The 22072-nt window shown below is 69.8% G+C and carries 11 protein-coding genes; 10 read left to right on the top strand and 1 reads right to left on the bottom strand.

Annotated elements, in window-relative coordinates; genetic code table 11:
* The 9 genes from C3V41_RS09940 to C3V41_RS09980 all read left to right on the top strand — a co-directional run bounded on the left by C3V41_RS09940 (position 1) and on the right by C3V41_RS09980 (position 19119).
* Positions 1-3393: a DUF499 domain-containing protein gene (locus C3V41_RS09940; RefSeq protein WP_106110118.1), complete on the top strand. Its 3393-nt coding sequence runs from the start codon at positions 1-3 to the stop codon at positions 3391-3393.
* Positions 3394-3492: 99 nt separating this feature from the next.
* Positions 3493-3651, top strand: a complete 159-nt coding sequence (locus tag C3V41_RS13205; RefSeq protein ID WP_165271633.1) for a hypothetical protein — start codon at positions 3493-3495, stop codon at positions 3649-3651.
* Positions 3648-3983: a hypothetical protein gene (locus C3V41_RS09945; RefSeq protein ID WP_106110119.1), complete on the top strand. Its 336-nt coding sequence runs from the start codon at positions 3648-3650 to the stop codon at positions 3981-3983. Before C3V41_RS13205 ends, C3V41_RS09945 begins: the two co-directional genes overlap by 4 nt.
* A 230-nt stretch (positions 3984-4213) precedes the next feature.
* Positions 4214-4960: a M50 family metallopeptidase gene (locus C3V41_RS09950; RefSeq protein WP_106110120.1), complete on the top strand. Its 747-nt coding sequence runs from the start codon at positions 4214-4216 to the stop codon at positions 4958-4960.
* A 378-nt stretch (positions 4961-5338) separates the two neighbouring features.
* Complete coding sequence (locus tag C3V41_RS09955; protein ID WP_106110121.1) at positions 5339-6331, top strand: SPFH domain-containing protein; 993 nt, start codon at positions 5339-5341, stop codon at positions 6329-6331.
* A 9-nt stretch (positions 6332-6340) separates the two neighbouring features.
* Positions 6341-6688, top strand: coding sequence for a hypothetical protein (locus tag C3V41_RS09960; RefSeq protein WP_106110122.1), 348 nt, complete (start codon positions 6341-6343; stop codon positions 6686-6688).
* Positions 6689-6914: 226 nt separating this feature from the next.
* Complete coding sequence (locus C3V41_RS13915) at positions 6915-13556, top strand: DEAD/DEAH box helicase (RefSeq protein WP_254423568.1); 6642 nt, start codon at positions 6915-6917, stop codon at positions 13554-13556.
* 2028 nt (positions 13557-15584) lie between these two features.
* Complete coding sequence (locus C3V41_RS09975; RefSeq protein ID WP_106110123.1) at positions 15585-16559, top strand: AAA family ATPase; 975 nt, start codon at positions 15585-15587, stop codon at positions 16557-16559.
* Positions 16560-16569: 10 nt separating this feature from the next.
* On the top strand, positions 16570-19119 hold the full coding sequence (locus tag C3V41_RS09980; RefSeq protein WP_106110799.1) for a S8 family peptidase: 2550 nt from the start codon (positions 16570-16572) through the stop codon (positions 19117-19119).
* A gap of 853 nt (positions 19120-19972) precedes the next feature.
* Here C3V41_RS09980 and C3V41_RS09985 read toward each other — a convergent pair.
* Entirely contained in the window at positions 19973-20533 is a 561-nt protein-coding gene (locus C3V41_RS09985; RefSeq protein WP_106110124.1) for a TetR/AcrR family transcriptional regulator, read from the bottom strand.
* Between the two features lie 54 nt (positions 20534-20587).
* Here C3V41_RS09985 and C3V41_RS09990 point away from each other — a divergent pair, with 54 nt between their 5' ends.
* Positions 20588-22033: an MFS transporter gene (locus C3V41_RS09990; RefSeq protein ID WP_106110125.1), complete on the top strand. Its 1446-nt coding sequence runs from the start codon at positions 20588-20590 to the stop codon at positions 22031-22033.
* The last annotated feature ends 39 nt before the right edge of the window (positions 22034-22072 follow it).

Raw genomic sequence — 22072 nt, forward strand, 5'->3', positions numbered from 1 at the left:
ATGCCCGCGCCCTCCAACCACGCCCGCGTCGGCGAGGCCATTGTGATCCTGGCCAAGGTGCTCGGCCCCTGGATCACCCAGGTCCTCCAGGGCCGGATCCCGGCGAACACGACGTGGCCGGAGCTCCTGGAGGCCAAGGACGGCTACCCCTCCGGCAGGCGGTACAGCGCGGGTGACCTGCAGTGCCAGCTGCGGATCATTACCGAGCGCGTCGGCGGCCTCGGCTTCCTCTTCAGCGGGATCCTCTCCCGCGGCGAGCAGAACCTGGCCGGGGAGCTGCGCGAGGTCCGCAACACCTGGGCGCACTCCACCCAGTTCAGCGCCGACGACGCCTACCGCGCCCTGGACACCGCCGAACGACTCCTCAAGGCCGTCAGCGCCCCACAGGCCGCCGCCCGCGTCCGCCAGCTGCGCCTCGACGTCCAGCGCAGCACCTACGAGGCGGCCGCGCGCCGTGACACGCGCGCCGCCGCCGTCGCCATGCCCGGCCTCGGGGAGGACGGGCTCGCCCCCTGGCGCGAGGTGGTCCGCCCCCACAGCGACATCGTGTCCGGGGACTTCGGGCAGGCCGAGTTCGCCGCCGACCTCCACCAGGTCGCCCAGGGCGAGGGCGCTGAGGAGTACGTGTCCCCGACCCGCTTCTACGAGCGCACCTACCTCACCGAGGGCCTCAAGACCCTCCTGCGGATGAGCGCCAGGCGCCTGGGCGGGGACCGCAACGCCCAGGCGGTCATTAACCTGCAGACGACCTTCGGGGGCGGCAAGACCCACTCCATGCTCGCCGCCTGGCACCTGGCGGGCGGCACACCGCTGAGGGAGCTCCCACAGGAGGTGCAGGACCTCCTTAAGGACTACCCGCTGCCCGACCACGTCAACCGGGTCGCCGTGGTCGGCAGCGAGATCTCCCCCGGCCAGCCCTCCACCAAGCCCGACGGGACGGTCGTCAGCACCCTGTGGGGCGAGCTCGCCTGGCAGCTCGGCGGCGCCGAGGCGTACGAGACCCTCGCCCAGGCCGACCGCACCGGCACCAACCCGGGTCGCGCCCTGCGGACCCTCCTGGCCCGTTACGCCCCCGTCCTCGTCCTCATTGACGAGTGGGTCGCCTACGCGCGGGGCCTGTACCGGCGTGACGACCTCGTCGGGGGGAGCTTCGACACCCAGTTCACCTTCGCCCAGGAGCTCACCGCCGCCGTCCAGGGGACGCCCGGGGCCCTCCTGCTGGTGTCCATCCCCGCCTCCGACGTCCGCGATGGCACTATGACCCGGGCCTCCGAGCTGGAGATCGGCGGGGAGGGCGGGCGCGAGGCGCTCCAGCGCCTCCAGCACGTCGTCGCCCGTGTTGCCCACAACTGGAGCCCGGCCACCTCCGGGGAGAGCTTCGAGATCGTCCGCCGCCGGCTCTTCGCGGACCTCGACGCCGAGGCCACCCGCAGGCGCGACGCCACCGTCAAGCACTTTATGACCTACTACAGGCACCAGCGCGGCGAGCTGCCCCGGGAGACCTTCGAGATCGACTACGAGAGGCGCCTGCGTGCCGCCTACCCGATCCACCCCGAGCTCTTCGACAGGCTCTACGGGGACTGGTCCTCCCTGGAGCGCTTCCAGCGCACCCGCGGCGTCCTGCGCCTCATGAGCGCCGTCGTCCACTCCCTGGTCCGGGCCGGCGACGACTCCCCGCTCATTATGCCCGGCTCCGTGCCCCTCGACGACGCCGCGGTCCGCGACGAGATCGCCAGCTACCTGGACGACGCCTGGCGCACCATTATCGAGAAGGACGTCGACGGGGAGAGGGCCACGCCGCTGCAGATCGACCGCGACCGCCCGCTCTTCGGCAAGCGGGCCCTGACCCGCCGTATCGCCCGGGCGCTGTTCCTCGGCTCGGCGGCCACGCTCGACTCCGCCCACAAGGGGATCGAGCGGGAGCAGCTCTTCCTCGGCGTGGCCATGCCGGGTGACACGCTGGGGAACTTCGGCTCCTCGCTCCAGCTCCTCACCGACCGGGCGACCTACGTCTACACCGAGGGGAGCCGCAGCTGGTACGACCGGCAACCGTCGATCAACCGCATGGTCATTGACCGCGCCGACGCCCTCGAGGCGGAGGACGTCGCCCAGGCCGGGGTCGAGGTGCTCCGGGGCCTGGCCGGGACCGCCCCGGAGTTCAGCGCCGTGGACGTCGCCCCCACCTCCACCGGGGACGTGCCCGACTCGCCCAGCACCAGGCTCGTCCTCCTCCACCCGCGGCACACGGTCGGCGGGAGGGCGACCGCCCTGACCGGCCCCGGCACGGAGTTCGCCAGCGAGCTCCTCGGTCGGCGGGCCTCCGCCCCCAGGGTGAACACGAACGCCCTCGTCCTGCTCGCCCCGGACAAGGAGCGCTGGAACGACGCCGACCACGCCCTGCGCCTCTACCTGGCGTGGTCGGAGATGGCCGGCCCCGACTCCGTGCGCGCGCACGACCTCACCCAGAGCCAGGCGGCGCAGGCCCGCGGCAAGGCGGACGAGGCGCGTGCCGCCGCGGAGCGGGCCGTCTCCGCCGCGTGGCTCTGGGCCCTCTACCCCGTCCAGCCCGACGGCTCCCGCCCCTTCACCATTGAGGGGACGCGCGTGGACGGCTCCGAGCCGCGTGCGGCCGTGCGCGCCGGGACCAGGCTCGGTAAGGAGGACGTCGTCCTCACCTCGGCCACGGCCACGACCGTCGCCCTCCAGCTCAACGGCCCCAACCTGCGGGCGAGGTGGAACGAGGGGAGGATCACCGCCGCCGAGCTGTGGAGCATCTTCACCCGCTACCCCTACATGCCCCGCCTGCGTGACGAGAGGGTCTTCCTCGCCGCGGTGTCGAGCGTCATGGACGACATAGGCTGGGAGACCACCGGGCTCGGGTTCGCCCTGGCCGGCGGGTACGACCCTGAGCGCGGCGACTTCACGGACCTGCGCATCCCCCTGGAGGACGAGACCCCGCAGGTCACCGGGCAGACGGTCCTGGTCTCCCCCGCCCTGGCCCGCGCCCAGCGCAGGCGGGAGGAGGCCGAGCGGGCGCGTCCCCAGGAGCAGACCGGCCGGGACCCGGCGGCGTCCGCTGACGCGGAGGGGCCCCGCACCCCGCGCCCCGGTCCTGGGGGCCGGTCCGCCCGCCCGGGACCGGGGCGGGCCAGCGCGGACGGCACCCGGTTCAGGGGCGCCGCCGAGCTGGACCCGACCGGCGACGTCGCCGCCCAGCTCACCGCCCTGGCCGAGGAGATCCTCGTGCACCTCCAGCGCGGGGCGGACAGCCTCGAGATCGCCGTGAGCATTGACGCGACCCGCCGCGGGGGGTTCGACCGGGACACCGTCCGCACCGTCACCGAGAACGCGCGCGTGCTCGGCCTCAAGCCGGGACGGTTCACGGAGGGCTGATGGACCCCATTGCTGGCAGGAGGGGCGCGATGCTGCTGACGTTCGCCGCGGACACGAGGCCGGGGCAGGAGCGCTCGCCCGGGCTCCTGCCCCGGCTCAATGCCCGCCGCCGATACCGCCACCATCTTCTCGCTCGCCCTCCCCTACGGGGCCGCGCCGAAGGGTCGTATCGTCTTCTCGGTGAGACGTCCCGACAAGCGTGACGAGCCCGTCGTCGACGTCGTGTCGATTCCTGAGCCTGAGCGGAGGAAGTCGTGATCACGCGCGAGGAGGCAGTTCGTATTGTCCGCACCAGATTCCGGTCGGAGAACACCGAGATCGGGGACAATGTCCTGGAGGACGATGACTGGTACGACTTCCCCTACCGTTGGACGGGTCCTGGCCGCATGGCACCGTTCGGTATGCCGATGGGTGTGCTCGTGAGCAAGAGGGACGGCTCAGCGAAGATTGTCCACTCCCATCCCGGTGATGAAGGATTCGACATCCATTTCAGGATCTACGACGCCATCCACCCCACGGAGGAGACCGACGAGGAGGATGAGGACCTCGACCTGTCCGATCTCGAGCCCATCCCCGTGGACTACTACTGACTACTACCAGCAGCACCCCCAGGCCCCCGCCATCGTCATAGTGCCGGGGACTCGGTCCCAGGGAGCACGTCTTTACCGGGGCACCAGGGCGCGCTGGCCCCGCCACTGCCGCCAGTGCCGGCGTGAGGCAGGCGCCCCATGGGTGACCGGGGAGGCCCACGTCATCTGCGGCCTGAGCGGCCCGGTTCCAGCGCTCCCACAGGCTCCCCTGGCAGACTCGGCGTATGACGATGCCTGCCGCAACGCTTCCCGTAGCGCTCCCCGCCAGCCCCGACTGGTCCCACCTGTGGGACGAGGCAGTGTCCCGCCTCGCCCCGGCCTCCCCCGACCCCCACGGCCTGTGGCCCGCCCTGGTGATCCTGGCCGCCGTCCTGGCCCTGCCGACCCTGCGTCGCTGGGGCCGCACCCTGACCACGATCGTCCACGAGGCCGGACACGCGGGCGTCGGCATCCTCGTGGGCCGGCGCTTCCACGGCTTCGTGGTGGGGCGTGACCTGGGCGGACACGCCGTGACCAGCGGCAAGCCCACCGGCCCGGGCCGAGCCCTGACCTCCTGGGCCGGCTACCCCGCCCCCGCCCTGCTGGGCCTGGGCCTGGTCGCGGCCGCCCTGGCCGGCTGGGGCGGTGCGGTGCTCGGCGTGGCTATCGTGGTCCTGCTCGGCCTGCTGGTCATGTCCCGCTCGCTGCTCACCGGCTTCCTGGTGCTCCTCTCCGGCCTGGCCGCGCTCGCCCTGTGGTGGTGGGGCGCCACCTGGCGCGACGCCGCCGTGGCCGGGCTCGGCCTGGTCCTGCTGCTGGGTGCCTGGGACTCCCTGCGCGACGTCGCCGCCTCCGGGGACCCGAACCAGGACCACGGGACCCTGGCCTCCCTGACCCCACTGCCCGCGGGCTTCTGGCTGTTCACCTGGTTCCTGGCCGACGCCGCCGCGACCGCGGGCGCCGCCTGGCTGATCTGGCAGGCCCTGGCCCAGGCGTGATAGCCCGGGTGTGGCGGCCGCACCGAGACACCCCGCACCCCAAAACCCCTCAGGCGGGGTCTTGGGCCGGGCAGGATGGCCCGGGTGTGGCGGCCTGGGCGCGGCGTCGGACCAGTGGCTGGAGGCCCAGGCGGGCCCTGGGCCGGGTGAGACCTCGCGAGTCTGTGGGGCGCTGGATCCTCACCGGACCCCGTTGGTGGCCGTGAGAAGGGCCGTTCGCCCTGCACTGGCTGTCCCACCCCGTGGGATAGCCCCCACGTGCCGCAAGAACAGCAGATTGGTGCGCTCCAGGGGCTCCAGGTCGGCGGCCGGGGCCCCGCCGCAGGGGTTGCGCCGGGCTAAAAAATAGATATCATTTTGCTAGCCAAGGAGGTTCTCATGTCCACTGCTCCCACCACCCCTGCCGCTCCCACCGGCCCTGAGGCCCCGGGGCGGGCGCCCGACGCCCTCGCGCACCCCTCCGGCCGCGTCGACATCGCGGAGCGGCCCGCCCGCACCGCCGGCCCCGCGGCCGCCTTCATCACCCTCGTCCTCCTGCTGGCGCTCATGGCGGGGGCGGTCGTCCTGTTCGTCAGCGGCGCCGTCGCCGCCGACGCGGGCAGGCCCGTGGGGGTGCCCCTGATTATCGGCGGGTCCGTGGGGTTCGTGCTCACGACCCTGCTGCTGGTCACCTCCCTCGTCATCGTCGTCCCCGGCCAGACCAGCGTCCGCCAGTTCTTCGGCCAGTACATCGGCACCGTGCGGCGTACCGGGCTCGTGCTCGTCCCGCCGCTGACCACCGGCAAGAAGGTCTCGGTCAAGGTCCACAACTTCGAGACCAGCGAGCTCAAGGTCAACGACCTGGACGGCAACCCCGTCAATATCGCCGCCATCGTCGTGTGGCAGGTGGCCGACACCGCCCGCGCCGTCTTCGCCGTCGAGGCCTACGAGGAGTTCATTAAGGCGCAGGCCGAGTCCGCGCTGCGTCACGTGGCCACCACCCACCCCTACGACGAGCCCGGCCCCGGCGAGACCTCCCTGCGCGGGGGCACCGACGTCGTCTCCGCCGAGCTGGCCACCGAGGTCGCCGCCCGGGTCGCGCTGGCCGGCCTGGAGATCGTCGAGGTCCGCATCTCCTCGCTCGCCTACGCCCCCGAGATCGCCCAGGCCATGCTCCAGCGCCAGCAGGCCGGTGCCGTCATCGCCGCCCGCGAGCAGATCGTCGAGGGTGCCGTCACCATGGTCGACCAGGCCCTCAGGCGCCTGGAGGACGGCGACGTCGTCACCATGGACGACGAGCGCCGGGCCCAGATGGTCTCCAACCTGCTGGTCGTGCTGTGCTCCGACCAGCGCACCCAGCCCGTGGTCAACACCGGCTCCCTCTACGCCTGAGACGGACCCGTGGCGGGAAGGGAGCGCAAGCAGGTCCTGCTCAGGCTGGACCCCGCCGTCCACGCGGCCGTGGCCAAGTGGGCGGCGGACGAGCTGCGCTCGGTCAACGCCCAGATCGAGGTCATTCTGCGCCGCGCGCTTACCGACGCCGGTCGGGGCGTGCGCGCGGCGCCCCTGCGTGGGCGGGGGCGGCCGCGCAAGGAGGCGTCGGGGCGCGACGGCGAGGGCGTCAGGGGAGCTGACAGGGTAGTCGCAGATGGCGGGAGAGTTGGGAGTATGGTTGAGGACGATGGAAAAGCTAATAAGAAGGCCGAAGTCAATGAGAGAGTGGATAAAGTAATTGATAATGGTGAGTAAGCTGGGAAAATAGTCCAAGATGAGGTAGCCGGGAGGACGACTAAGGGCGGTAGGAGAACCGGGAAGGTGGTCGAGAATGGCAGCTCCCGGGGCGGGTGAGCCAGGTGGGTAGGCCTCAGGCGCAGGAAAGAGGCGTGCCAGTCCCGTGCTAGCCCCGCTGCGCCAGGTGGCGGGCCAGGTAGCGGCCGGTCACCGAGCCCGACGCCGCGCGCCCATACTTGGGGCCGTGCCACTGAACGACTTCGCCCCCGCGACCCGGACCTGGTTCGCCTCCGCCTTCCCCGGCGGCCCGACGCCGGTCCAGCAGCGCGCCTGGGCGGCGATCCGCCGCGGCGAGAACGCGCTCGTCGTCGCCCCCACCGGGTCGGGCAAGACGCTGGCCGCCTTCCTCGCCGCCATCGACCGGCTCGTCCAGGACGCCGCCTCGGAGCGCGACGCACCCCGGGACGGTCACGGCCCCACAGGCCGCCCGACCAGGACCGCGAGCGTCGGCAAGGCGCGTTCGCGGAGCGCGCGGGCGTCCCGGCGCGGCGTGCGCGTCCTGTACGTCTCCCCGCTCAAGGCGCTGGGGGTCGACGTCGAGCGCAACCTGCGCCGCCCCCTGGCCGGCATTACCGCGGCCGCCGCGGAGCTCGGGAGCCCGGCCGTCCCGGTGAGCGTGGGCGTGCGCTCCGGGGACACCCCCGCCGCCGAGCGCCGCCGCCTGGCCACCCGCCCGCCGGACATCCTCATTACGACGCCGGAGTCCCTCTACCTCATGCTCACCAGCGCCGTGCGCGCCACGCTGCGCACCGTGGAGACCGTCATCGTCGACGAGATCCACTCCTTCGCCGGCGCCAAGCGCGGCACCCACCTGGCCCTGTCCCTGGAGCGCCTCGATAACCTCCTGAAGCGCCCCGCCCAGCGCATCGGGCTGTCCGCGACCGTCGCCCCCCGCGCCGAGATCGCCCGCTTCCTCGGCGGTGCCCGGCCCGTCACCGTCATTGCCGACGACGAGCCCGCGACGCCGGAGGTGAGCGTGGTCGTGCCCGTGGCGGACATGACCCGTGTGCCCGCCACCGCCGACCGGCGCTCCCGCATGGACCGTGCCCTGGCCGGCCCCCTCGGTCGGGGCGGCCGGGGCGGCTGGGGAGATCGGGGGCGCGCCGGCCGGGGAGGTTGGGGGCGTACCGGCCGGGGAGGTTGGGGGCGTACCGGCCGGGGAGGTTGGGGGCGCGCCGGCCGCCCTGGGCGGGGCGACGACGCGCAGGCCTGGCGCTCGGACCGCGCCCTGCGACGGGCAATGGCCGCTGGGGCAGCTGGTCCTATTGATTTGGCTGGTTCTGCTGGTCCGGTTGGCCCGGTTGGCCCCTCGGGCGGGATTGAGCCAGCCGGTCCTGGCGACCCAGCCAAACCGGGCGGGACCACCTCCTCTTCCGGCAACGGTGGGACCGCCGGTCAGATGACCGCGTCCATCTGGCCCCACATTGAGGAGGCGATCCTGGACCAGGTGCTCGCCCACCGCACCACCCTCGTCTTCGTCAACTCCCGCGGCGCCTGCGAGCGCCTGACCGCCCACCTCAACGAGGCCTGGGCCATGCGCGTCGCCGCCGGGGAGGATCTTGGCAGGAGCGGCGGAGCCGGCAGGGAGGAGCCATTGGCTGGCCCGCCCGCTGGCGGCGCACCCACGCCCGCCGACATCACCGTCGAGCCGACTGCGCTCACGGGCGCGCCCTCCGGCCCTGCCCGTGCCGCGGCCGTCGACGCCGATTCCGGGCGTGCCGATTCCGTCGAGCCCGCCTGTGCCCCGTCAGCTGCGCCGGCCGAGCCAGCCCGCCACCACGAGTCCTGGGAGATGGCACGCGCCTCCGGGTCTCCTGCGTCGCCCAGGCCCGTCCTCCACCACGAGTCCTGGGAGATGGGGGAGACCATGCGCTCCCAGGCCCTGCCCGAGGGCGTCCCGGTCATTGCCCGGGCCCACCACGGCTCGGTCTCCAAGGAGCAGCGCCTCGCCGTCGAGCGCGCCCTCAAGGCGGGCGAGCTGCGCTGCGTGGTCGCCACCGCCTCACTCGAGCTCGGTATTGACATGGGCTCCATCGACATTGTCCTCCAGGTCGCGCCCCCGCCCTCGGTCGCCAGCGGCCTGCAGCGCGTGGGCCGCGCCGACCACCGCGTCGGCGGCCGGCCCCGCGGCACCATCTACCCGATCGAGCGCACCCAGCTCATCGACGCCGTCGTCGCCGCCGAGGGCATGCGCGCCAGCGCCATTGAGCGCACCGTGCTGGTGACCAATGCCCTGGACGTCCTCGCCCAGCAGACCGTCGCGGCCGCGAGCATCGAGGACCTTAACGCCGACGCCTGGTACGCCACCGTCCGCCGCGCCGCCCCCTACGCCGAGCTGCCGCGGGCCGCCTTCGACTCCGTCCTGGAGCTGCTCAGCGGCGGCTTCGCCTCCGCGGACCTGGCCGACCTCGCCCCGCGCCTGACATGGGACCGCGACTCCGGCACGCTCACCGCCCGGCCCGGCGCCCAGCGGGCCGCCGTCACCGCCTCCGGCACCATCCCCGACCGCGGCGCCTTCCCCGTCGTCCTGCCCGAGGGCGCCCAGGACGGCGGGCGGCGCCGCGTGGGCGAGCTCGACGAGGAGATGGTCAACGAGACCGCCGTCGGCGACATTATTACGCTGGGCACCACCAGCTGGCGGGTGCGCGAGATCGGGGCCGACCGTGTCGTCGTCGACCCCGCCCCCGGCCGCAGCGCCCGCCTGCCCTTCTGGAGGGGCGAGGGGCCCGGCCGCCCCGCCGCCACCGGGGCCGCCAAGGGCGCCTTCCTGCGCGAGGCCGCAGGGCTGACCGAGGGCGTGGGGGCCGGTACCGTCAGCGCCGTCGTCACCGGGCCCTCCGCGCAGCCCGCCAATCCTGGCGCGGCGTCCGCAGGGCCCCTCGCGCGGCCCGACGCCGGTGCCGGGCCCTCCGCGGCGCCCGCTGGACCTAGTGCGCTCGCCGGGCCTTCCGCGCAGCCCGCCAATCCTGGCGCCGTCGTCACCGGGCCCTCCGCGGCGCCTGACCTCGTGAGCCGCCTGGCCGCCGCTGGCCTGGACGCCAGCGCCCGGTCCAACCTCATTGCCCTGCTGCGCGAGCAACGGGCGGCCACCGGCGTCGTCCCCTCCGACACCGTCCTGGTGCTGGAGCGCTGCGAGGACGAGAGCGGCAGCCTGCGCCTCATCCTCCACAGCCCCTTCGGGCGGCGCGTCCACGAGCCCTGGGCCATGGGCGTCCGCGAGCGCGTGCGGCGCGGCCTCAGCATTGAGCCGCAGGTCGTCGTCGCCGACGACGGGATCGTCCTCCAGCTGCCCGCGACCACCGCCGCCCCGGGCGCCGAGCTCGTCACCTTCGACGCCGACGAGCTGACCCGGCTCGTGCGCTCGCGGATCGAGGAGACCGCCCTGTTCGCCGCCCGCTTCCGCGAGTGCGCCGCCCGCGCCCTGCTCATGCCAGGGGCCGCGCCGGGGCACCGCGCGCCCCTGTGGCTCCAGCGCGTCAAGGCCGGGCAGCTCCTGGAGGCCTCCCGACAGTTCCGCGACTTCCCCGTCGCCCTGGAGGCGGCGCGCGAGTGCCTCCAGGACGTCTACGACCTGCCCGCCCTGGCCTCCCTCATGGAGCGGATCGCCGCGGGGACGGTGCGCGTGGTCGAGGTGACGACCCGGACGCCCTCGCCCTTCGCCCACCCGCTCCTGTTCGGGTACACGGCCGCCCTGCTCTACCAGGAGGACCTGCCGCACGCCGAGCGCCGCGCCCGCCTGCTGTCCCTGGACCCGGACACGATTGCCGCTCTCGTGGGCGACGCCGGGGTCGCCGAGCTTCTCGACGCCGGTGTCCTGGCCCGGGTCGAGGCCGAGCTCCAGCGGCTCGCCCCGGGGCGGCGGGCGCGCCCCGACGCCGAGGGTGTTGCCGACCTGCTGCGCGAGCTCGGGCCGCTGACGGCCGCGGAGGTGGCCCGGCGGCTGGCGTGGCCCGACGGCGGGGGCGACGGCCCGGACCCGGCCAGCGCTGCCGACGCCGGGACCGGGGCTGCCGGGGCCATGACCGTCGGCGGGGTCGCCGGCGGGACAGGGGCTGTTAGTAAGGCCGCTGGCCCGGCTGGCGCTGCCGACGCCGGGGCCGGGACTGGGGTTGGCAACGAGACTGTGGCCGGGGCTGTCGGGGCCACCGACGCCGACGTCGGGGCCGCCGAGATGGGCTTGGGCGGACGGGTTAATGCGGCCGGGGTCGTAGGTGACGAGGCTGCTGGCCTGACTAGCGCTGCCGACGCCGGGGCTGGCTGCGAGGCTGCTGGCCCGGTTGGCGCCGAGACGGAGTCGGTCGGCGGCACTGCGGTCGCCTCCGGTGCCGTTGAGCCGGGCGCCGGACGGGCGGGTGAACAGGCGGGTGAACAGGCGGTCCGTGCGGCGCAGGAGCTTCTCGACTCGCTCGCGGCCGCACGTCGGGCGGTACCTCTGCGGATCGCGGGCCGTGAGCTGTGGGCGGGCGCGGCCGACGCCGTCTGCCTCCACCGCGTCCTCGGCGTCGAGATCCCGGACTGGGCTGGCGGCGGCGCGGGTGCCGGTGCGGCTCCGGGCGGTGGCGCGGGTACCGACGTTGCCTCAAGCGGTGGCGTGCCTCCCGGTGCCGGTGCTGACGGCAGCGTGGCCCCGGACGCCGGTGCGGCTCCGGGGGTCCGGCGCGCCGAGGGCGCTCGCGGCCCGCTGGCCGAGCTCGTCCTGCGCTGCGCGCGCTCGCGCACCACGTTCACCGCGGCGGGGCTCGCCGAGCGCTTCGGGGTGGGGGCGGGACTCGTGGAGGACGCGCTGGAGGAGCTGCGGGCGCAGGACGCGGTCCTGCGCGTCGGCGGTGTATCTGCGGCCCCGGCGGATCTGGCGGGCTTTGAGGGCCAGGCGGCCCCAGCGGCCTCTGAAGGCCAGGTGGCCCCGGCGGACCCGGCCCGCGCTACCTGGATGGCGACGACCGTCTTCCGCCGTGTGCGCCGTCGTTCGCTCGACGCCGCCCGCCGGGCCGTCCGGCCGGTGCCCGGTGAGGCCCTTCAGCGCCTCGTGTTGGAGCGGGCGGGGCTGGCTGGCGCGCGGGCGGATCGTATTGAGGACCGGGATCCGCTCGACGTCCTGGCCGAGACCCTCGCCGCGCTGGAGGGTGTGCCCCTGCCGGCCGCTGCCTGGGAGGGGCACGTTCTGCCCGCCCGGGTTCCCGGGTACCGGCCGGGCATGCTCGACGAGCTCCTCGCCGACGGGGACGTCCTGTGGCGGATCGTGCCTGAGGAGGCTGGGGAGCGGGCTGGTTCCACTGACGCTGCGGGCGCTGGCAGCGGGGCAGCCGACGCCGCACGGGCCGGTGGCGCTGCGGCCCGCAGAGCCCCAGGTAGTGCTCCAGCTCACGGGGCCCCAGGCGATATTGCAGCCCGCGGAGCCCCGGGTGGTGCTCCAGTTCACAGAGCCCTGGGTGCCGGGCGCGCCTCCTCGCCGACGGCGGGCTCGGGGCGCGCCGGGGCCGTGTCGATCGGCCTCATCGCCTTCTACCCCTCGGACTCGCCGCTGGCCCCCGTGATCGGCCCGCTCCTCACCGACGAGGACGCTGCGGGTGCCAGTGCCTGGGCTGCCGGTACTGGGGGCGCTAGCAACGTAAGTGCTGCCGGGGGCGTCAACGCCGGTGCTGGGGGCGCCAGCGCTGGCAGCGGGAGCGCCAGTACCAGTGCCGGGGGCGCCGGAGTCGCTGGCACCGGCCGGGGCCCCTTGCCTGAGGCGGTCCTGCGGGGTCTGGCCACCGCCCCGACCTTCGCGCCGGTGCGCGCGGCCCTTCAAGCCGGCGCGGCTCCCGCACGGCAGCGTCGGGTCTCCAGCAGGCGGAGGCGCGGACGCCTGACCGGACTGGCACGGGCCGCGTCGTCCTCGGGGATCGCGATGGGCCCGTGGGCTGCGACAACCCCGGGTACACCGGTCCCGGGCACACCGGGCGCGGGCGCACCGGCCGCCGGGTGGGCGGGCGCCCTCGGTGCGCCCCGGACCGCCTGGTTCCGCCTCGATATGCCCGAGGTCGGCGACGAGGAGCGGGCCCTGGCGGAGGTCGACTCCCTCCTGGACCGGTACGGCGTGCTGAGCCGCGACGTCGCCCTCGCCGCAGGGCTGCCAGGCGGGCTGACGCCGCTGGCGCCCGTGCTGCGGCGCATGGAGGACGTCGGGGCGCTGCTGCGCGGGCCCTTCGTCGAGGGTCTCGGCCCGGCCCAGCTCGCTGCCGCGGACGTCGTGGACCGACTGCGCGCTCTCGCCGCCCCCGCTGAGAGCCCCGATGCGTCAGGATCGACACCCTCGGACGAGGTAGACGGTGACACCGCTCTCGTACGAACAAGACGTGCGGGTGCGGAGGCCGCGCCGGGCTCCCCCGAGCGGGAGCGCGCAATGCGACGCGCGGAGGCCGACGTCGTCGTCCTCGATGCCAGGGACCCGGCCTGCCTTGCCGGGGGCCTCCTGCCCTGGCCCAAGGCCGCGCTTCCGCCCGGGCTGGCGGACGGGGTGCCTGGCAAGGTCGAGCGGCCCGCCCGCCGGTCCGGGGCGAGCGTCGTCCTCATTGACGGGAGGCCCGTTCTCTACGCCGTCGAGAACTGGCGGACGCTGACCTCCTTCACGGCGGACGCCGACGAGCTGGAGCGGGCGGTTGCGGTGCTCGCCGGGGCCGAGCGTGCCGCCGCGGCGCGAACCGGACGCATGCCGCGCCGCGTCGTCGAGCGCCTCAATGGGGTCCCCGCCCTGGAAGCGGGCGTGGGCGAGCTCCTGGGGCGTGCTGGCCTCGTGCTGGACCCGCGCGGTATGCGTCTGCGCCTTAACCCCTACGGGCAGGGCTGAGCGCCCCCGCCGACGTGGCCCCGCCCCCCGCTCGTGAGAACGGTACTTGTTCGCCGTGAGAACGGTACTTGTTCGCCGTGAGAACGGGTGTCCGTGGCTGGCTCCCGCAGGAGGGACACGATCACGTACAGCGTGAACGGAACGCGATCTAATTGTGGGGAACAGGGTGTCTCCTGGTTGTGCTGGTGTGGGTGGGGGTCGTGTGCTACGATTTTGTTTGTGGGAGCGAGAGGGCGACACGGGGTAGTACCCGGGAGGCCGTTTTCGGGTCATGTGTGCGGGGTATCTTTTCCTGCTGCCCGGCCTGCTCCGGACAAACCACTCGATCCTATTCTGTCCGCGCTGTAATGGAGTCCGACGACGTGGCCTGTCTCTGCTTTGTACGTGTCCTGTACGGGACGGGTGGGGATCTACGGCACGGCGCCCGCGCTCGACGACGGGGGCTTGTACCGGAGGGGATCTGGTGAGGGAGGGGGCGCACGTGCGGGGGCTCGCGGGGTTGAGGCCAGCCAGACTTGTGGTCTTGGTCACCATCGATGTGGTGCGGGACACCCCTCTTGACCGCCACTTTTCCGCATGGTCTCGTCCAAAGCCGGCGCCGGATCCGCTCCCGGGGCCGTCGGTGGCGAGTGGCGTCATACCAACGAAAGGTGGTAGAAATGGACCCGTTCCGGCCACCTCCGGAAGGGCCCCGCAGGGCCGGTGGCGATCCAGCCCCTGGAAACGTTGCAACCACGCGGCTCCCAGGAGCGGGGGTCAGGGAGCACCCCGCACCGCTAGGTGCATTAAGACGCTAGGGCCATGGCCGCCGTGCGGGCTGTCATCCCCGTCAGGGAGCACCCCGCACCGCTAGGTGCATTAAGACCCTGAACGGACCAAACGATCCTAAATCGACAGAGTCAGGGAGCACCCCGCACCGCTAGGTGCATTAAGACCAAGCAGGCGACAAGTGCAATAATGAACAAAGTAACAGTCAGGGAGCACCCCGCACCGCTAGGTGCATTAAGACATCTTAAGAGTCTCGATTTCCGCGAGCCGTTCAAGGGTCAGGGAGCACCCCGCACCGCTATAGTGTGAATAGAACAAACTCTAATTGTAGAGGATAGAGCATCCCTAATTGGTGCCGCTGGTGGGAGTGGTGCTGGTGTGCTGCTGTTCTGCCCGTGGGAGTCAGGGGCTGTCGGCCGGGTCGCTGTTACCGATGAGGGGAGGAAGGTCCTCGTGGGGAACAAACGGAGCGCGCCGTGTGTTCTCATGAGGGTGAAGTCGAGGGCGGTGCTGCTCCTGGCCGGGAGGACGAGACCACACCCCGGCCGCGGGAGGAGATCCCAGGGGGCTATAATCGGTTCCCCGGGCCAGGACAGTCGAGTTGGAGCCCCGCGGTCCTGAACCGGCCAGGACAGTACCACCATTATCGACGCCCTCGCAGGCCTGACCCTTGGGGGCACCGGGGGAGAGTGACGTAGTTGTTATCTGGGCAGGCGCAGGTTGGCACACGTCCAGAGGGGCCCCAGAAATGCCCCGGGAGGACCGGCCCGGGCCCCCGCCGGGCGCCTGGTCAGGCACGCCCACGCACCCGATCTCTGGCTTAACATATCCGGGGCGAGGTCAAGAAGAACACAGGCAATATCCAGGCAGCCACACTCAAGAGAACAGGACCACCTCCGGGGCCATACATACAAGGAAGACACCACGAACGTTGGCCGCCACAATCTCTGAGAAGCTCCGGGGCCGTACATACAAGGGAGACACCATCCCCTACCGGCCTCGACCCGCCCCAGACACAACCCCACAACCAGACCTTGTTCTATTCGTGCTGCAGTATTTGGGAAAACTTATCGCATCCGCGTGAGGTCGAGTTGACCAGGCTTCCCGAAGCTCCTCCCGATTGCCTTCGGTAAAATGTTCCTGTATACTGGCCTCAGTGACCGAGTCGCGTACGTGAGTGCTGCCTCGTTAAGGTGGTTTTTGTCGTCATCGACCCGCATGGTATCCTTCATTGCGTATGGATAGGAAGGAGGGGTCACCATGGCAAGCCAGGGATCGCATGTTACCGCACTTGTGCGCACCCACGCCTCGGGTGACGAAGAGGCTTTCTATGCCGTAGCCCTCCAGGCGGCGGCACGCGAGGCCCGCCAAGGTCACCATCATCTTGCGGCCAATATTAAAAAGGCGGTCGAGTCCTCGAGAGGGAGCCGACGGACTCAGCTCGCCAAAGTGACAAGGCTGCCTCGTTCCCAGAATGACGTCACCGACCTCATAGAGGTCTCTTATCCTCAGGTGTCCCTGCGCGACCTCGTCATCGCCCCCGATCTTGCCGCGCAGGTCGTGCAGGTTATCCAGGAGCAGAGGCAACGAGCAGTGCTGGCCGAGCACGGATTTACTCCCATGCACCGACTGCTACTCGAAGGTCCTCCCGGTACCGGCAAGACCATGACGGCATCTGTGATCTCCTCCGAGCTTTCCCTGCCTATGTGCACAGTTCGTCTTGACGGACTCCTCAGCAAATTCATGGGGGAGACGGCATCGAAACTGCGGACGATCTTTGAGACCGTCGCTTCCCAGCGCGCGGTCTACCTTTTTGATGAGTTCGACGCGCTTGGCGGAGATAGGGGAGGTAATGACGTCGGAGAGGCTCGGCGTATTCTCAATACCTTCCTCATGTTCCTGGAAGACGCTGGTTCCGATTCTATCGTCATTGCAGCCACCAACCATCGTTCCATTTTGGACCGAGCGTTGTTCAGGCGGTTCGATGCGGTTCTCACCTACTCCTTGCCGGACGCTCAGCAGGCGCAGTCGGTCATTCGTAAGCGTCTAGGTTCCCTGGTGAAGGGAGTAAGGCTGGGTGGGCTGGTATCGTTCACCGAGGGGCTTAGCCATGCCGACCTTGTCAAGGCGGCGGAGTCCGCTGCCAAGAGCGCACTCATGCGCGGAGATACTGCTGTGACCCGCAAGGACATTGAAACAGCTCTTTCGGCACGTCGATTGGCGAGCCTAAGGTAAGGTGAGCAGTATGCTGAGGCACGACGACCTTGAACATCTTTACGTACAGAACCGTGTTGATCGAAAGGGCTTTGCCAGACACGGAGGAGGAACTCAAAGCGTCAGACCAGTGTGCCGGTACCCGCATGGCAATCGTCTTTTAGGAGAAGCAAAAACAGTCTTTGCGGCCGCAGATACCGTCCGCAGTCAGGCATGCTTGGATGAGTCTCTACGCGCTAATGGCGTAATCCTGGTCCTTGAAGGTTGGGGTGCTGGTTTCAACCTCCGACTTAATTCTTTAACAAGAACGGCAAGAGGTAGGCATGCCCTGAGGGTGCCTCAGTGGCTTCTTCTGTCTGCCCGTCCCGCGACAGACGAGCATCCAGAGACCGCCACCATCTGGGTGGCTGATAAATTTCGGTCAAGATTTCTCAAGCTCTTTGAAGACTATCTCAATAAAGAGCGAGCGAAAACAGGTAAACCGTGCAACAATGCCCTTGTCGCTAATATTTCACGAATCCGAGATGTTTTTTTGAAGGATCTGTGGACCTCCGGGGGTGACCCTGAACGTGACAAGTCCACTTGGTGGGAGCTCTGGCTCGACATCGGAAGAGGGAAGCCAGATCTTCTTGACAAGGTTTTGAAAGCCTATCGCCTGGAGAGGCTCGATAGGCAAACGCAGATCGGTACCTCTCGTATTACCTATGTCCGTGCCACGTGGAAGCAGCTCGAATCGCTATTGGTTACGGATCTGCCGCTCACCGAGATCCGCAAGCCGTCGTTTATGCTTGACACTATTGAGGATCTCAGTGACGACGAAAAAATGGAGTACGTTCTCGATCTAGCGAGCCGAGTGCGCCCAGCCCTTGCGGATGCGCCTGTAGTCTGCCACCTTGACACCGGTATATTTCGCGAGCATCGGCTCCTTTCCGGTTCGGTGGCGAGCTCTGATCTATACAGTCTTGGAAATTTCTCTGACGGGATCGATCGTGCAGGCCATGGTACGTCTATGGCTGGTATTGCGCTCTACGGCGACCACTTGGATGCACTCCTGACAGGAACCCAACAGGTAGATCTACGACATCGTTTGGAATCGGTGCGAATTCTGGACGGGAGAAAACGGTCGACTTCTCAGCCGAGCACTCCTCGAGATAACGCAAGCACTACCATCCAGGCAGTATCTTTGCCGGAGACTGTGATGCTACGACAACGTGTGTACTGCATGCCGGTCAGCGCTGAGTCTGATGCGGATCCGGGTCAGCCGACACTGTGGTCGGCCGCCATAGATGCCCTTGCTGCGGGCACAGATATCGTCGTCGATGACGACACAGTAAGTCTTATCTCAGAACCAGATGCTGACGTCTCCCGTCTCATTGTCATTTCTGCTGCGAACGTCGGTAACTACGTGGATGACTATCTAGCCAACTCAGACATTTCGTGTATCGAAGACCCTGGTCAGTCTTGGAACGCCTTGACAGTTGGCGCCTATACTGATATGGATTGGTCGCCAGCTGATCCTACATACCGAGGCTACCGACCTCTTGCTGTCCGCGGTGACCTCTCCCCGCATAGCCGTACCTCCATGCTCTTTGGGACCAGCTCCTGGCCGATAAAGCCGGAGATCTGCATGGAGGGAGGTAACGCACTCACTGACGGCAAGGGTCCAATCGAGGACAGTCACCCTCTTCTGTCTCTGCGCTCAACAGGCATTAATAGTGATGTCGCGCTTACCTCTGCCAATGCAACGAGCGCTGCGACTGCCCAGGCGGCTCGTCTTGCTGCTCTCGTCATGGACCGATACCCCTCATACTGGCCCGAGACAGTTCGAGGTCTTCTTGTTCACGAGGCTCAGTGGACCAAGGCGATGCAGGATCGAATTGATGCTTGCGGCCGAAAGAAGCGGAAAGTGGTGCAACTGCTCCGTCGGTACGGCTGGGGCGTTCCCACTGAAGATTCTGTACTCCACTCTTCCTCTGATGCGGTCACCATGATAGTTCAGGGCGAGTTCAACCCCTTCGATGAGGACTGGACGATGCGAGAGCTTCGCCTGCATGCCCTTCCCTGGCCACGAGAGGTGCTTCAAGATCTCGGGGCAAATGATGTGTGCCTGCGTATCACGCTCTCCTACTTCATCGAACCCTCTGCCACGCGGCGCGGCTGGAAGGGAAGGTACACCTACCGATCTCACGGGTTGCGTTTTGATCTTCAAGGGCCTACTGAGAATTCAGAAGAGTTTCTTGCAAGAATTAATCGACAAGCACAAAACGAGAAGGGCGGAGCGGATTTTGTGAGGCCGCATTGCTCGCGGCGCTGGCTCCTTGGCGAGGAGGCGCGGAACTGTGGCTCCCTCCATCAGGACCAGTGGACAGGCGCGGGGGCTGAGCTTGCTACGTGTGACCACGTGGCGGTCTATCCCGTTGGAGGATGGTGGAAAAACAATCGTCGTCAGGACAGACGGGACCTGCCCGTGAGGTATGCACTCCTGATCTCCCTGAGGACTCGTGCACAGGATGTGGACCTGTATACCCCGATCGCGACGCAGCTTGAGATCCCCGTGTCTGCAGTCCAGATCGAAATTTAAAATGCAGTGAAGGTGTGCCGTCATAAATAAGAGCCTCGGGCCAGCGGCACCGGCGCCCAGGTAGGCCGATATGAATTCACGAACCGGTCCACCCGGACCTCCGGAGACTATGCACGGGCCTGGTGGGGTCGGGCGTCCGATTCTGTCGCAATCTGAGGATCAGAGCCGACCCCACCCCGTTCTCACCTTTGTACACCCAATGTCTGCGCAGGTCAGAGGCCTAGGTCTCAACGCGGCAGAGAGTGCCCATCGTTCTGATCCTCAGATTGCGACACGCACACGGAAACGGGTTAGCGGACAGGCGGCAGACTATCCAGAAAACTGGATAAAACTATTCGGGTGCGTGTCGAGAGGCCACGACAGACGCCCCCACCACCTGGATCCACGCCAGAAGACACCACAGACACCCTTTCCGGGTATCGATATCGGGTGCCACCCGGGCCTGCGGGCACCGCGGTCACCTGGCTTCCTGCAACCAGTCTGTTCGACGCCCAGGCCAGGGGACCGAGCACCAGGGGACCTCCTGCTCCCGCAATCAGTCTCACTCCACTTGCACTATACCGATCAGCGAGTCCACGAACAGGTCGATATCCTCTGTCGGTCTGTCCGTCAGGCCGTGGGCGCGAGAGGCGGGTCGGCGCGCAGGCCGGGACGGGAACCCGCGTGACCCTGCTGCGACCGGCAGGCCGGGACGGGTTGGCCCCTACGCGCCTCAGGCGACCCGGCCCGGGCGGGGTCTGTCGTCATGCGCTGCCAGTCGGGAGCTGTGGTGCTCGCGTGCTGTACCGGTCGGGCTACTGCTGGGCTACCCAGTCGGGCTGCTGCCGGGCTACCCAGTCGGGCTGCTGCCGGGCTACTCGGCCGGGCTCACGACCGCGGCCGTGAGGTCGCGCAGGAGCCGGGCGTAGGTGTCGCGCACCCGGGCGGGGTCCTCGGAGTCCAGCCAGTCGGCGAGCAGCTCGGTAATGCCCGCGGCGGCGAAGCGGGCGCGCAGCCGGGTCTGCGCCGCATGAGGTCCGGGCAGCCGGGCGAGGATCCGCTCCGCCAGCACGTCGACGGACGCATGGTGCGTGATCGCCGGGGCGGCGCCCGTGTTGCGCAGGGCGCGCACGAGGTTGCGGTCGCCCCAGATGCGGTCGAGGAACCGGCCGAACGAGACCTGGAGGTCGGCGTCGGGGGCGTCGGCGTCAAGGGCGAGGGCCGCCTGCTGGTGCTCCCGCAGCCGTTCGGCGACGGCCCGGCCGACGAGGTCGTCCAGGGAGGCGTAGTGCTGGTAGAAGGTGGGCCTAGTCACATTGGCCCGTCTACACACCTCGGTAATGGTGATGCGCCCGTCCGGGCTGGTACGCAGCAGGTCGATGACGGCACTGGTCAGGGCTCGTCTGGATTGCGCGACGCGCTCGGTCGTGTCCACTGCCACAGACTGGCACGTTGATTTACGTTCGTCAAGTACTTTACATTTGTAAACATGTTGTCGAGACAGATGCTCAAGGAGTCAGGACGAGGCACGCACGGGAGCGCGGGTGCGCCCCCGGACCGTCACCCCGGGCGCGTCGTGGGGCTGGTGGCCGCCGGGGCCCTGGTCTCGGCGCTGGCCCAGTCGTTGTTCGTGCCCGTGCTGCCCACGCTCCCGGCCCTGCTGGGCACCAGTGCCAGTACGACGCAGTGGCTCGTCACCTCCACCGTGCTCGCCGGGGCCGTCGCCGTGCCGCTGTTCGGCCGGCTGGGGGACCTGTACGGCAAGCGGCGCATGCTGCTCGTGAGTCTGGCGACCATGGTGGTCGGCTCCCTCATTACCGCGATGAGCAGCAGCATCGGCTGGCTCATTGTCGGGCGGACCGTCCAGGGACTGGCCGCGGGTACGGTGCCCCTGGGGATCTCGCTCGTCGCCGCCGTCGTCCCGGCCGAGCGGCAGGCCTCGGGTGTCGCGCTCATTAGCGGCATGCTCGGCGTCGGCGGGGCGCTGGGCCTGCCCATGGCCGGTGTCATCTGCCAGTACGTGGACTACCACGTGCTGTTCTGGATCACCTTCGTGGTGGCCCTGACGGCCTTCCTCGGCATCCTGGCCGGGGTCCGGGAGGCGCCGGCCCAGGCGTCCGGGCACCTGGACGTGCGCGGCGCGGTCCTGCTCTCCCTGACGCTCCTGGCCCTGCTCGTCCCGCTGTCGGAGGCCGGCGTGTGGGGGTGGAGCAGCCCGTTCACGCTGGGGCTCCTGGTGCTGTCGGTCGTGCTGGGGGCCGCGTTCGGGTGGGCGCAGCTGCGCACCGATGAGCCGCTGGTGGACGTCACGACCCTGGTGCGCCGCCCGATCCTGCTGGCCGACCTGGCCTCCGTGCTCATCGGCTTCTCCATGTTCGGCTCGATCCTGGGCACGTCCTCCTACGTCCAGGCCCCCGCCGCCACGGGCTACGGGTTCGGGGGCTCGGTGGCCCTCGCCGGGCTGACCCTGCTCCCCGCCGGCCTGGCCATGCTGGTCTGCGCCCCCGTCGCGGCGCGGATGATCGCCCGCATTGGTGCCGGCGGCACGCTCGCCGTGGGCTCGCTGGTCACCGCCCTCGGCTGGGGGATGCGCATTGTGCTCACCTCCACGCTCGCCTGGGTCACGGCGGGCACGACCGTGGTGGGTGCCGGCGTCGGCCTGTGCTTCGCCGCCCTGCCGGCCGTGATCAACGCGAACGCGCCGCGCGAGCAGAACGCGGCGGCCAACGGCCTCAACGCCCTGGCCCGCTCCCTGGGGATCTCGGTGGTGACGGCGCTGTGCGGCTCGATCCTGGCCACCCTGGTGACCACGGTGGGCTCCGCGACCCTGCCCGCGCTCGCCGCCTACCGGTGGATCTTCGCGATCTGCGGCGGGGGCGCCCTGGTGGCCGCCGTCATGGCGCTCGGCACCAGGGGCGCCAAGAGGGCGGTCTAGGGCCTCGACCCGGGCCCGCGGGGTCGCGGCGTGGCGGCC

This window comes from Actinomyces sp. oral taxon 897 (assembly GCF_002999235.1).
Classification (GTDB): domain Bacteria; phylum Actinomycetota; class Actinomycetes; order Actinomycetales; family Actinomycetaceae; genus Actinomyces.

What these genes read in the sequence shown, in the direction of transcription:
- C3V41_RS09950 (WP_106110120.1), top strand. Translation starts at nt 4,214, where the DNA reads ATGCCTGCCGCAACGCTTCCCGTAGCGCTCCCCGCCAGCCCCGACTGG.
- C3V41_RS13205 (WP_165271633.1), top strand. Translation starts at nt 3,493, where the DNA reads ATGCCCGCCGCCGATACCGCCACCATCTTCTCGCTCGCCCTCCCCTAC.
- C3V41_RS09955 (WP_106110121.1), top strand. Translation starts at nt 5,339, where the DNA reads ATGTCCACTGCTCCCACCACCCCTGCCGCTCCCACCGGCCCTGAGGCC.
- C3V41_RS09990 (WP_106110125.1), top strand. Translation starts at nt 20,588, where the DNA reads ATGTTGTCGAGACAGATGCTCAAGGAGTCAGGACGAGGCACGCACGGG.
- C3V41_RS09975 (WP_106110123.1), top strand. Translation starts at nt 15,585, where the DNA reads ATGGCAAGCCAGGGATCGCATGTTACCGCACTTGTGCGCACCCACGCC.
- C3V41_RS09980 (WP_106110799.1), top strand. Translation starts at nt 16,570, where the DNA reads ATGCTGAGGCACGACGACCTTGAACATCTTTACGTACAGAACCGTGTT.
- C3V41_RS09940 (WP_106110118.1), top strand. Translation starts at nt 1, where the DNA reads ATGCCCGCGCCCTCCAACCACGCCCGCGTCGGCGAGGCCATTGTGATC.